10 protein-coding genes are annotated in these 13,350 nt (G+C 59.5%); all 10 read right to left on the reverse strand.

Annotated elements, in window-relative coordinates:
* Positions 1-2,829: a [protein-PII] uridylyltransferase gene (locus AC5SEO_RS08275; RefSeq protein WP_003514778.1), complete on the reverse strand. Its 2,829-nt coding sequence runs from the start codon at positions 2,827-2,829 to the stop codon at positions 1-3.
* A gap of 95 nt (positions 2,830-2,924) precedes the next feature.
* The gene (mutS, locus tag AC5SEO_RS08280; protein WP_003514772.1) at positions 2,925-5,576 is read right to left on the reverse strand and encodes a DNA mismatch repair protein MutS; all 2,652 of its coding nucleotides are present in this window, start codon (positions 5,574-5,576) and stop codon (positions 2,925-2,927) included.
* A gap of 190 nt (positions 5,577-5,766) precedes the next feature.
* Positions 5,767-6,648 carry a l-ornithine N(alpha)-acyltransferase gene (gene olsB / locus AC5SEO_RS08285; protein ID WP_003514771.1) on the reverse strand — a complete coding sequence of 294 codons (882 nt, stop codon included), beginning with the start codon at positions 6,646-6,648 and terminating at the stop codon, positions 5,767-5,769.
* Between the two features lie 95 nt (positions 6,649-6,743).
* Positions 6,744-8,975, reverse strand: a complete 2,232-nt coding sequence (locus AC5SEO_RS08290; protein ID WP_174067970.1) for a hybrid sensor histidine kinase/response regulator — start codon at positions 8,973-8,975, stop codon at positions 6,744-6,746.
* Between the two features lie 55 nt (positions 8,976-9,030).
* A complete protein-coding gene (lspA, locus tag AC5SEO_RS08295) occupies positions 9,031-9,519 on the reverse strand; it encodes a signal peptidase II (RefSeq protein ID WP_003514769.1) in 489 nt (162 codons plus the stop codon).
* A complete protein-coding gene (locus AC5SEO_RS08300; protein WP_003514768.1) occupies positions 9,519-10,379 on the reverse strand; it encodes a TrmH family RNA methyltransferase in 861 nt (286 codons plus the stop codon). The genes lspA and AC5SEO_RS08300 overlap by 1 nt, the downstream gene beginning before the upstream one ends.
* The gene (locus AC5SEO_RS08305; RefSeq protein ID WP_065661445.1) at positions 10,376-11,509 is read right to left on the reverse strand and encodes a class I SAM-dependent methyltransferase; all 1,134 of its coding nucleotides are present in this window, start codon (positions 11,507-11,509) and stop codon (positions 10,376-10,378) included. Before AC5SEO_RS08305 ends, AC5SEO_RS08300 begins: the two co-directional genes overlap by 4 nt.
* 93 nt (positions 11,510-11,602) lie before the next feature.
* Positions 11,603-11,944, reverse strand: a complete 342-nt coding sequence (locus AC5SEO_RS08310) for a LapA family protein (protein WP_003514766.1) — start codon at positions 11,942-11,944, stop codon at positions 11,603-11,605.
* A gap of 65 nt (positions 11,945-12,009) precedes the next feature.
* The gene (locus tag AC5SEO_RS08315) at positions 12,010-12,336 is read right to left on the reverse strand and encodes an integration host factor subunit beta (RefSeq protein ID WP_219256707.1); all 327 of its coding nucleotides are present in this window, start codon (positions 12,334-12,336) and stop codon (positions 12,010-12,012) included.
* Positions 12,337-12,338: 2 nt separating this feature from the next.
* Positions 12,339-13,292: a signal peptide peptidase SppA gene (gene sppA, locus AC5SEO_RS08320; RefSeq protein WP_013635364.1), complete on the reverse strand. Its 954-nt coding sequence runs from the start codon at positions 13,290-13,292 to the stop codon at positions 12,339-12,341.
* Between the last annotated feature and the right edge of the window lie 58 nt (positions 13,293-13,350).

Below are 13,350 nucleotides of genomic sequence, written 5' to 3' on the forward strand. Positions count from 1 at the left end.
TCAAGCCTTTGCCGTGCGCGTGGCCGGCAGCGCCGCCACATCGGGATGGGCGATGATGCCGTTTGGCATGCGATCGCGCAATTCGTCTTCCTGCTCGCTCATCACGGCCTTCAGACGCGTGGCAATGCTGGCCTGCCGGTTGTCGTTGGTGACCTTCTGACCGAAGAGATCCGTCACGTAGAATGTGTCGATGACCTTCTCGCCGAAGGTGGTGATGCGTGCGGAATGAATATCCAGCGACAGATCGGCAATGACAGCCGTCATATCCGCCAGAAGCCCCGGCCGGTCCAGGCACTCGACCTCGATAACGGTGAACTTGTTCGAAAGCCCGTTGGAAATGATGACGGAGGGCGGAATGGTGAAGGCGCTTTTCTTCCTCCGGCTCTTGGTGCGGGTGGCAATCATTTCCGGCAGGCGCTGACGACCGGACAGAACCTCTTCGATCAGCTTGCCGACATTGTTGCCGCGCCGCGTCTCGTCTTCGTCGATCGGAAATTCGCGGTTGATCAGGATCGTATCGAGCGCCCGCCCATCGGATGTGGTGAAGATTTGCGCGTCGGCAATGTTGGCGCCGGCCGCAGCGCAGGCGCCGGTAATGATCGACAGCAGGCGCGGATGGTCGGGCGCCAGCACGGTGATTTCGGTGATGGCGTGGAAGGAATGTGTGCGCACCATGGTCGACAGCGCTTTTTCCTGCTTGTCGGCCTCGCGGATGAAGCGGGTGTGACGCACCTGATCTTCCAGCGCCACCGTCAGCAGATAGGGCTCATAGTGCAGCTTGGTGTATTTGCGCCGTGCCTTCTGGCCCCAGTCTTCCAGCGCGTCGTAAAGCGCCTGACGGGCAATATGCGCCCTTTCCTTGCGTGAGACTTCCGAAAAGCCACCGGAGAGGAGCAGCTCGGTCTCGTAATAAAGCGAGCGGAGCAACTGACCCTTCCAGCCGTTCCAGACACCCGGGCCGACCGCGCGGATATCGCAGACCGTCAGGATAAGCAGCATCTTCAGCCGCTCCATGGATTGCACCTTGTCGGCGAAATCGGTGATGGTCTTGCGGTCGTGGAGGTCGCGCGTCTGGGCGACCATGGACATCAGAAGATGCTGCTCGATCAGCCAGACCACCATTTCGGTCTGCTTGCCGGTCAGCCGGAAACGCTGGCAAAGCTTGCGGGCCACCCGCGCGCCGGCAATCGAGTGGTCCTCCTGCCGGCCCTTGGCGACATCGTGCAGCAGAACGGCCACATAAAGTGCCTCACGCTCCTCGACACCCGGCATCAGCTGGTTGGCAAGCGGATGGGCATCCACAGCCGTCCCCTTGTCCACCTCCGACAGTACGCCGACCGAGCGGATCAGATGCTCGTCCACCGTATAGTGATGATACATGTTGAACTGCATCATCGCGACGATCTTGCCGAATTCGGGAATGAACTTGCCGAGGACGCCAGCCTCGTTCATGCGCCGCAAGGTGAGCGCCGGATCACGCCTCGAGGTGAGGATCGCCAGAAACAGCCGGTTCGCCTCCTCGTTCTCGCGAAGCCCGTCATTGATCAGCGACAGCGACCGGGTAACGACACGCAGCGCATCCGGGTGAAGTTCGAGATTGTTGATATCGGCGATATGAAAGAGCCGGATCAAATTGACCGGATCGTTTTTGAACACGTCCGGCTTGGCCAGCGCGATGCGGCCGCGATCCTCAACGAATTCAACAGAACCGGGAATTTTGCGGACGCGGTGGGCAAAGCGGCTGAGAACACCCGACAGGCCCGGCACGTCCTTTGCCTGCCTGTCCTCCAGTGCGGCGCAGACGATGCGGGTCAGGTCACCCACGTCCTTCGCCACCAGGAAGTAATGCTTCATGAAACGTTCGACGGCGGAAAGCCCGGGGCGTGGCTGATAGCCCAGCGCATCGGCGATCTCGCGCTGAATGTCGAAGGAAAGGCGCTCTTCCGCCTTGTTGGTGATGAAATGCATCTGGCAACGGACGGCCCAGAGAAAATCATCGGCCTTTTCGAACAGCCTGAGTTCGCGCTTAGACAGGACGCCAAGCTTGACGAGATCGGCTGTATCGCGGACATGGTAATAATATTTGGCGATCCAGAACAGCGTGTGCAGGTCGCGCAGGCCGCCCTTGCCTTCCTTGACGTTCGGCTCCACCAGATAGCGCGTATCGCCCGCCTTGCGGTGACGCTGGTCACGCTCTGCCAGCTTGGCGGCGATGAATTCCGGCCCGGTGCCGGTGACAACTTCCGACTCGAAACGTTTTTCGAGATCGTCGGTCAGGGATTTTTTGCCGCAGATTGCCCGCACTTCCAGAATGGCGGTGCGGATGGTCATATCGGATTTCGACAGGCGGACGCACTCATCCACCGTGCGCGTGGCGTGGCCGACCTTGAAGCCGAGATCCCAGAGCAGATAAAGCACGAACTCCACGGCCTTGTGCATATCCGGCGTGTTCTTGGCCGGCAGCAGGAACAGAAGGTCGATATCCGATCCCGGCGCCAGCGTGCCGCGACCGTAACCCCCCACCGCTGCAACGGCGATCTGCGGCGCGTCTTTCGGATAGACATATTGGCAGGCGAGATCATAGAGGATTTCGATCAGCCGGTCCTGGAGCCAGGAGATACGTCGGGCGCAATCGATGCCGCTGCCGTCGGATTTCAGCAGTTCGCGAGCCTTTTCCCGGCCTTCCGTGCTGGCCTTGCGAAAGATCGGCAGCAGGTCTGACCTGACATCGGCGATGCGCTTGCCGTCGTTCTTGAAGATGATGTCGCATTCGCGCTTCAGCGCCGAAACATCGAGAATTTCGGAAAAATCCAGGTCCTTGATGGCCATTTATGCCGTTATCCATGTCCTGTGGAAAAGCCACCGCTTGCGATGGGATTGTCCTATAGCGAGTTTCAAAGGCGATGGACAGGCAGTCTATCCTCTTAAGCCTTGCCAAGTTCTTTCTTTAACGCATAGAGCGCGTCCAATGCCTCACGCGGCGTCATTTCGTCCGGGTTGAGCCCCTTCAAAGCTTCTTCCACCTTAGATGGTCCAGCCTTGCGGGTTTCCTCACGGCGAACCGCGATCTGGAACAGCGGAAGATCGTCGATCAGCTGACTGGCCGGGTTCTTTCGATCGGCATCTTCGAGCTTCGTCAGCACCTCACGGGCGCGCTCCACCACCGATGCCGGAAGTCCGGCGAGCCGTGCCACCTGAATACCGTAGGAACGATCCGCAGCACCCGGTCCGACCTCGTGCAGGAAGATGACATCACCCTCCCATTCCTTCACCCGCATCGTGGCATTGGAAAGGCGACCAAGTTTTTCCGACAGCACCGTCAGTTCGTGGAAATGCGTGGCGAAGAGGCCACGGCAACGATTGACCTCGTGCAGATGCTCGACCGCCGCCCAGGCGATCGAAAGGCCGTCGAAGGTTGCCGTGCCACGGCCGATCTCATCCAGAATGACCAGCGAGCGATCCGTCGCCTGATTGAGGATGGCGGCCGTTTCCACCATTTCCACCATGAAGGTCGAGCGGCCACGCGCCAGATCGTCGGACGCGCCGACGCGGGAAAACAGCCGGTCTACGATGCCGATATGGGCGGCTTCTGCCGGAACGAAGGAGCCGATCTGCGCGAGGATGGCGATGAGCGCATTCTGACGCAGGAAAGTCGACTTACCGCCCATATTAGGGCCGGTCAGCAGCCAGATCGCACCATTTTTGCCGCCCGCAGCAGCCGACAGATCGCAATTATTGGCGATGAATGGCCCAGCCGACTGGCGCCGCAGGGCCTGTTCAACCACAGGGTGGCGCCCGCCTGTGATCGCGAAGGTCATGGAGGCATCAACGATCGGTCGGCAATAGGCCTGTTCGGTAGCGAGATAAGCAAGGCTTGAGGCGACATCGATCACCGCAAGCGCCAGCGCACCCGCCTTGATCGCCTCCGCCTGCTGCACCACGGCCTCGACCATGCGCTCGAAGGCTTCCAGCTCCATGGTCAGAGCCTCAGCCGCGGCATTGGCGATGCGGCTTTCGAGATCGGCAAGCTCGGTGGTGGTGAAGCGCATGGCGCCGGCCATGGTCTGGCGGTGAATGAAGCGCGCCTTCGCTTCATCCGTCGCCATCATGACATCGGCGTTGCCCGCCGTTACCTCGATGAAATAACCAAGCACGTTGTTATGCTTGATCTTGAGCGACTTGATGCCGGTTTCCTCGGCATATTGCAGCTGCAGCCCGGCGATCACCCGGCGCGACTGGTCACGCAATGCGCGCACGTCGTCGAGTTCTGGATTGGCGCCCTCACGCAGAAAACCGCCATCACGCTTCAAAAGCGGCAGATCGTCGGCCAGCATCGATCCGAGCATGGCTTCCAACCCGCCCGGCAAAGCCTTCAGATCCGCAAGTGCAGCAGCAAGCTCCTCCGGCAATAATCCCTGATCGAGAATGGCGGCAATTCTCTCGGCCGACGCCAGGCCCTGCCTGATCGCCCCGAGATCGCGCGGGCCACCGCGCTCCAGCGCAAGACGGGAGAGCGCGCGCGGCATATCGGCAACCTGTTTCAAGGCGTCGCGCAGGCCATCGCAAAGGGATACGTCATCAATAAGATAGGCGACCGCATCGAGACGGGCGTTAACCCTTTCCGGATCGGTCAAGGGAGACATCAGCCGCTCGGCCAGAAGCCGCGCACCGCCGCCCGTGACCGTGCGGTTGAGGGCATGCAGGAGCGATCCGTCCCTTTCGCCTGAGAGCGTCTTCACCAACTCCAGATTGGCGCGGGTCGCGGGATCGATGAACAGCGTGGAGGCAGCGCTTTCGCGTTCCGGCGCACCAAGCGGCGGGCGCTCGGCAATCTGGGTCTTTTCAACATAGGCAACCGCGGCAGCGGCAGCGGCCATTTCCACGCGCGAAAATGTGCCGAAACCATCGAGGGTCGAGACGTTGAAGTAACGCGCGATCCGCCCTTCCGCCGTAGCGCTGTCGAACAGAATGGCCGGCTGCGGCACGGCGACACGGCCAAGCATATCGAAAACCGGTCGCAGCTCTTCGTCATGGAACAGACTGTCGGTAACGATCAGCTCACGCGGATCGATGCGCCAGATATCAGCGAGGAGCCGCGTCAGCGTGGTTTCCGCCAAGCGGAAGACGCCGGTGGAAATATCAATCCAGGCAAGCGCAAACTGTGCCTCCGCACTGCCGCGAATACGAGCGAGCGCCATAAGATAGTTGGATTCCGTCGGCGACAGCAGCTTTTCTTCGGTGAGCGTGCCAGGCGTGACAAGCCGCACCACATCGCGCTTCACCACGGATTTCGATCCGCGCTTTTTCGCCTCGGCCGGGTCCTCCACCTGCTCGCAGACGGCGACGCGATAACCGCGCAGGATGAGCTTCTGGAGATAATCATCCGCGGCGTGAACGGGAACGCCGCACATGGGAATATCCTGCCCCATATGCTGGCCGCGTTTCGTCAGCGTGATGCCCAGCGACCGCGAGGCTTCCACCGCATCGTCAAAGAACAATTCGTAAAAATCGCCCATGCGGTAAAACAGCAGCGAACCGGGATTGTTCGCCTTGATCTCGATATATTGCTCCATCATGGGAGTGGCCGTAGCGCGGCTCTCTTCCGAGATCAGGGAAGCGGTGGTCAAAACGTCCGTCAATGGCTTGCCGATGTCATATCGTGTTGCGGAAAGGGAGCGCCGACACTAGCGGCAATGGCCGCACCAAGACAACACACACGACATCGCTGCCCACAGGAACATCCCGCTAGATCCGAGTTAAAACCGGTCAGCCGTTGATGCGCTCGGTCTCGCCGCCGTAATAGCTGATGTAGCGGCCGGCGATAGAGGAAACCGGCAGGACCACGAGAACATCTGTCGTGTTGAAGGCGTGGTCCACCACGGCGCCGGAGCCGAACATGGCGCCGAGACGCATATAGCCCTTGATCAGCGGCGGCATGGCGTTCAGCGCCTTGCGGGCGTTCAGCGCCTCAGCCGGTACCAGGTCCATTTCGTGATAAAGCTCGGGAAGAGCGGAAGCCGCCCACTCGCCCTTTGCAACGCAATTGTGATGCAGGAAAGACAGAGCAAGCGCGTGGGCTTCCGGCTGCACGCCGGGGAACGAGGCGCAACCGATCATGGCATCCATGCGGTGTTTCACGGCATAGGCCCAGTTGCCCTGCCACAAAAGCTCAACCGTGCGCTTGGTGCGATATTCCGGCAGCACGCAGGAGCGGCCAAGCTCCATGAAGCGCTTGCCCGGATGGCGCGCTACCAGCCCGGCGATGTCGAATTCGCTTGCGGAATAAAAACCGTTATTGGCGAGTGCAGTTTCCTGACGTAACAGACGGTAGGTACCGACGATCTGATCCTCGCTGTCGCCTTCAATCGCCTTGTCGAGCACGAGCAGATGGTCGCAGACACTGTCCCAAGCGTCGATGTCGCGCTTGCGGCGCATGGCGTCTGCGGGAAGGCGCGCCTTCATTTCATCAACGAAAACCCGGTAACGCACGGACTGCGCCGCGTCGATCTCCCGCTCGTTTCTTGCGAGCCGTGTTTCCAGCGAGCCGATACGGCCGAAAAGCCCCTCATTGTCCTGAGCGGTGTCTGGACGAGGATGAATAACAACTTTGTTTTCACAAATGTCGTGACTGTAGATTTCGGCAACCATGGGGAATCGCTCCGCCACCAAAAGATTTTTCCTGTCATAAATCACTAATTGACGACAGAATAGTGACAAAATGCAGCCATTGCGAGTCTCTCAAGTCATGATGGCAGCAGGCGTTTCGCCTCCAGCAAGCGGCGGATTTCCTCGACGAGTCGTCTCGGGTCGGCAGGCTTGGTCAAAACCTTGGCCGCACCGGCATTCAGCAGGATTTCGGCGGTTTCAACGCTCGCATCGCCGCTGAGCACGATGAGCGGAATATTTCTTCCACCCTTCAGCGTGCCGAGAAGCTCCGGCAGCACCTCAAGCCCCTCGCCGCCCGGCATATTGAGATCGGATATGATGAGGTGCGGCAGGCGGGTTGCGCCGGGCGCCACGGCTTGCTGCAGGGCCTGAAAATCGTCGACACCGCGCACGATGTAACCGCTTTTTTCCAGAACGGCCCGGATGATGCGCGCATTGACGGCGTCGTCCTCGGCCACGAGGATATCGATGCCGCTTACCCCCTCCGTCACCCGTGACGAAAACCCCACATCCGGATGGTTGTCGTTGATGGCATCGCGCCGTTCTATGCCGCGCAGACGACCGCAGAGGACGTCAATCAGGGACTTTTCGCGCAGCGGCCGGATCAACCAGGCGTCGAAGGACGCATGCATGGTCGACGCCCGCTCTTCGGGACTGACCAGCAACGTGCGGCGGACATTCTGTTGCGGCCAATCCCTTAGCGCGTCTCTGAACAGAGGCGAAATACGCCTGTCGACAATGATATCGGTGAGATCGGCAGCTGTACCGTGCAGCTTTTCCAAGTCCTCCGGTTCGTGGATAAGAGCGCATTTACCGCCGAAAGCCTCGATCGCCTCCATCGTCACCGTTGCTGCCACGCCCCTCGGCGCGACCAGCAGGACATTGGTATGCTGCAGGCAATGGTGCCGGTCCGGGTCCGGCGTGCCGGTGGACGAACTGCCCGGACGGAATGCCAGCTTGAAGGTGCTGCCCTCACCCTTGCGGCTGAAGACCGTGAGGCTGCCGCCGAATTCCCGCACGATGCGGGCGGAAATCGCGAGCCCAAGCCCTGTTCCCCCACTTTGTTGCGACATCGGGCCTGCCTGTTCGAATTCGCCAAAGATACGGGCTTGTTCCGCTTGGCTCATGCCGGGGCCGGTGTCCTCGACGGTGATATGCAATTCGCCTTCAGCCATGCGCGCTCGGATGACGACCCCGCCCACCTGCGTGAATTTGACGGCATTGCCGAGGAGGTTGAACAGAACCTGACGCAGCCTTGCCGGATCGAAATCCAGATAATCAGGCACATCCGGCGTGACGAAGGAGGTGATTTCGATGCCCTTTTCGTGGGCGCGATGCGCCAGCATCTCGACAATGCTCTCGATCAGCCGGCGCAGGTTTTCCGCACGCGGATTGAGTTTGAAACGGCCCGCCTCCATGGTCGAATAATCCAGCAGGTCCTCGACCAACTGTACCAGCGACTGACCGGACTGCTTCATGCCGTCGAGATAATTACGTTGCTCTTCATTGAGCTTCGTCTGCGACAGAAGATGGTTCATGCCGAGCATGCCGGAAAGCGGCAGACGGATCTCGTGGCTAACAGTTGCCAGCAGCCTTGCCTTTTCGGCATCGGCCTTTTCCGCGCGTAACCGGGCGTTTTCCCGCTCGCCGAGTGCCAGCCGCTCCTCGGTGACATCTCTCGCGATGCTGCTGATGAGAAGACGACTGCTTGCCAGATCGCGGGTGACGACATCGTGCCAGGAGAAAATGCGCTGACCGAACGGGGTCGCGATTTCCACATCATAAGTGTGGGCCTTGTCGCCTGGCCGGAAAGCGATGCCGATTTCCTCACAGCTCAGCCCTTCGGGTGCCGAGCAGCCCGTCACTTCACGAAAAACCGCATTCGCCTCGACGATGCGCCGATCCATATTGCGGATGACGATGATATCGCCCATGGCCTCCTGGATCTCGGCAATCAGCGATCGGTTTTGAGTTTGGCGTAGCCGTACATCCAAATCATCTGCAGATAGTTTGCCGGGATACTGGAAGGATTTGCCGAACATGGCGTAGGACAGGAGACCGACCAGCACCGCACCGAAGAAGGATGCCAAGGCGACGGTGACCGCATAAGGCACCGCAAGCGCGATCAAGGCTGCGGAGAAGGCACCCACCGACAATGACGCGGCAACGTATAGCGTGATCGATCTGACATCTATCCCGCGCCCCGCACCACCATGGTGAGATGTCGTGTCGACGCGATCAGCCGGCTGCGCCGGGGTGGCGGCGAGGCCATCTGAAACTTTTTCCCGCAGTCGTGCCAGTTCGCTCATGCACAACCGCTACCACGGCAGCGGTTTTGATATGTTTGGCTCAAACGCTAAAATTTTACTTTTTAGCCGCCCGGGCGTGCAGAAACTCATCGAGAATGACGCAACCGGCACCGATTGTTATGAAAGTGTCGGCCAGATTGAAGACCGCGAACGACCATGTATCGGTGTGAAACAGGATGTAGTCGATGACGTGACCGTAGAAAAAGCGGTCGAGAAGATTGCCAGCCGCTCCAGCGATGATGAAGGCGAAGCCAAGATGGGCAAAAGTCCGATCCGCCGCCGTCTTGCGCCAGAGCCACAGAACGAAGACCACGATGACGAGCCGCATGCTGACGATGAACCAGCCGTGCATGTCCGCCAGCATCGAAAACGCCACACCGAGATTATAGGTGCGGTAAAGCGCCAGGAACGGAATGACCGGCACCATCTCCTGCAACGGCAGATAGGTCTCGACCAGTTGCTTGACGACCTGGTCCAGCACAAGGGCAGCAACGATAAGCGCGAAAGCCGGGCCAAATTTCGAAAACAACGCCGCTTTGGCCATTACTTCACCGGTGCCAGTTCGAGGAGATGTCGCCGCGCCTCGAAAAGCATGACAGCGGTTGCGATGGCGAGATTGAGACTATCGGCACGGCCCTGTTGGGGAATGCGCGCCAGTTGGTCTGCCTTGCCGGCCAGTTCAGGCGGCAGGCCGGATTGTTCGTTACCCATCAAAAGCACGACGGGCTTTCCGGCGTAATCGATTTTTCGATAGTCCACCGACCCGGCAAGATGAGTGGCAACGACACTGACATTGGCTGATTTTTTCCATGAGAGGAATTCCTCAACCGAGGCGCGGGCAACGGGCGTAGCGAAGACCGAACCCATGGTCGCACGCACCGTTTCCAGCGAAAACGGATCGGTGCAATCGCCGACCAGAATGACACCTGAGGCACCCGCCGCATCCGCCGTGCGGATGATGGTGCCGAGATTGCCGGGATCACGCACCCGATCGAGCGCGATATAGGTCTCGCCTTTTTCCGGACGGATATCCTTCAATGGCTTCCATCTCTGGTCAAAGATGCCAACGACCATTTGCGGATTGTCGCGTCGGGTGATCGAGGCGATGACTTTTTCGCTGACTTCGAGCACCAGCCCGCCCGAAGCGACCGTCTTTACGGCCGCCTGCTCCACCAGCGGCTTGCCCTTGGCCGCCTTGGCGTAAACCAGGGTGCGGATGGTCCAGCCCAGTTCGAGCGCGTCGATAACCAGCTTCAGGCCTTCCGCCATGAAGGTGCCGGTCTCTTCCCTGCCCTTTTTCTGGGTAAGCGCCTTGATATCCTTGATGATGGGATTGGCAAGGCTGGTGACTTCCTTGACCTGGCCAACCCGGCGCGTCGTGTTTTCGCGCATGTCGTTCGTCATTTCGGCTCCCAGCGGCTGAACAGCGATGTGGAAAGCACCCGGCCCGGCGTCTTGCCATCAAGCCCGGCCTCGCGAATGACGAGCTCGCCGGATGCAACGACGCCACCGGCGCCGCGCATGATTTCGCGCATCAATTCATGCATCGAATAGAAGCTGGCCCTGATAGAATAGGCCGTCAGCACCAGACCGAGCGCTTTGGGCGACAGGATTTCCCGGCAGATATCGAGCATCAACGGAAGATGGTCGAACAATTGCCAGATTTCACCATGGGTGCCGCGGCCGAATTTCGGCGGGTCGGTGAGAATGATGTCGTAGGTGCTGCCGCGACGCTCCTCGCGCTGGATGAACTTCATCGCGTCTTCGCAAATCCAGCGGATCGGCGCCTGTTCGAGCCCGGCAAGCGCCTGGTTCTCCTTTGCCCAGCCGATCGCTTTCTTGGAGGCGTCGACATGGGTCACTTCAGCGCCTGCAGCAGCGGCGACCAAAGAAGCGACGCCGGTGTAACCAAACAGGTTCAGGACTTTCAGCGGCCGGTCAGCCGTTTCAACGGCATTTTTCAGCCATTCCCAGTGGACAATCTGCTCCGGGAAGACGCCGACATGCCGGAAGGCTGTGAAGCGGCCGAGAAATTCGACGCCGAGCAGCGACAGGGGCCAGGTTTCGCCAAGTGCTGCCTTTGGAAAACGCCAACGGCCCATGCCGTCTTCATCCGTGTCGCCAGTAAAAATGGCGTCGGCATTCTGCCATACGCGGTCGGGAACCGACGGCTGCCAGAGAGCCTGCGCCTCGGGACGGACGACGCGATATTCGCCGTATTGTTCAAGCTTCAGGCCATTGCCGCTGTCGATGAGATGAAAATCACCCGCGCCACTCGATTCCAGAATTACCGGAACCTGTTCTGCGGGACGTTCGCCGGTGCGATGCTTGAGGGGCCGCGCAGGCACCTGCTCAACGGCCGGTACTGGGGCTATCTTTTCCCTCGGCGCAGGTTTCGGCGCGCTGCGCACCGCGTCCGGCTCGCGCTTTTTCGGTGCCGCGTCCATTCGCCGTGCCGGCTTTGCGGCATGAACCTGTTTTTTCTCGCTCCCGGCACGCACGCGATTGCCCGGCCGGCTGTCTTTTTTCTTCAATGGAAATCTTTCCGCTTCTGCCCGCGTCTTATCGCGCCAGCAAATAGCATTCCAAGCGTCGCTCGACTAGAGCCGCAACGAATGTCGGCACCATCACTTTGCCGGGAGTTGGCCCGCATTCGGAAGCTGCGCGGCTGTTGCCGCTTTGTGCCGGTTCGCCTCGTCATGCCAGCGAACGGCTTCCTTCGCCTCGATCCGGGCGCGCTTGCGATGCTTGCCCTGCGCAAACCAGGTGGCGGAAGATCCCAGAAGCACACCGAAAATGACGGCTAGAAACAGGAACACGAAAAACGGCGCGGTGAAGGAAAGTACACCATCCTCCGGCCGGAACGGATTGAGCGCGAGCGTCACGGACTGACGATTGGCCACGCACAGGATGACGAGGATAATCGCCAGCGGAAGCAGGATGATGAGGTTGATGATTTTTTTCGACATCCGACATTACTCCATCGCGGCGTGCATTCCCTCGGCTCCGTTTCCGGCGCGGCGGGTGAGAACGATCAATCGTCCTCTTCGTCACCCATACCGGGGTTCAGGCGCTCACGCAGTTCCTTGCCCGTCTTGAAGAAAGGCACCCATTTTTCCTCGACAAAAACCGATTCACCCGTGCGCGGGTTCCGACCGGATCGCGAAGGACGGTTCTTCACCGAAAATGCGCCGAAACCACGAAGCTCGACACGATTTCCCGCTGCCAAGGCATCGGTGATTTCATCCAGCACCGCATTGACGATATTTTCCACGTCACGGTGATAAAGGTGCGGGTTACGCGCAGCAACGATCTGCACCAGTTCAGACTTGATCACGGTTGCCCCCTGAAAGAATTGGATTTTTAATGCGGCTCAACCTGCCAAACGGAAACAAGACCGTCAAGAAACAACTTGTCCGCACCGAGCTGACCGGAGCCCGCAAACGGGATTAAATCGTCATATCCCAGAAGCTTCGCTATTTGCGCAACACTGAAAAGCGAAAAAGGCGAACTGGAAGACGGTGCGCGCCATTCCACGATCGGCAGATCCTTGGCAACACCGCGCGTTTCGAAATAGCCGCGAATTTCCTTTTCGCCGCCAAGCGTGTCGACCAGCTTGTTGGCGAGCGCCTGTCTGCCCGTGAAAATCGATCCGTCCGCCAGTTTCAACACATCCTCGCGCGGCAATTTGCGGCGATCGGCCACAAGATCGACGAACCAGCCGTAGCTGTCCATCACCATGGAACGGATCATCGTCTTCGCCTCTTCGGGCGCCTCATGGAACGGCGAAGGCTCCGCCTTCATCGGAGAGGACTTTATTTCCTGCAGCGAGACGCCGAGCTTATCCATCAGCTGGCCGATCTGGGGATATTGAAAGATCACGCCGATCGAGCCGGTGATCGAGGTTTCGCCAGCGACGATGACGTCACCTGCAGATGCGATCATATATCCAGCGGAGGCGGCAAGCGTGCGGACATCGGACACCACCGGCTTCTTTTCCGCAACGCCGCGAATGGCCTTGAAGATGCGCTCGCCGCCATAGGTGGTGCCACCGGGCGATGAAATCGAAACGATCAGCCCTTTGACATTGTCACTCTTGGCAATCTTGTCCAGCCGCTCCAGAAGTTCGGTATTGTCCTGGATAAGCCCGGAGATCTGGACACGGGCAATATGGGGTCTCTCGCTTTGCTGCGGGGTGGCCCATAAAAACCGGTAGAGGCCGAAAATGCCGGCGACAAACAGAAAAACAGCGGCAATCCGCCAGAAAGTCAGCTTGCGGCGCAATCGTCTGCGATCCGCTATCGCCATATTATCCATCGAAAACCCCTGCCTTCCGGCATTTGAAGCGTAATGTAAGCGTCATGGCCATATGGTT

The sequence above is a fragment of the Agrobacterium sp. K11 genome, assembly GCF_059429395.1.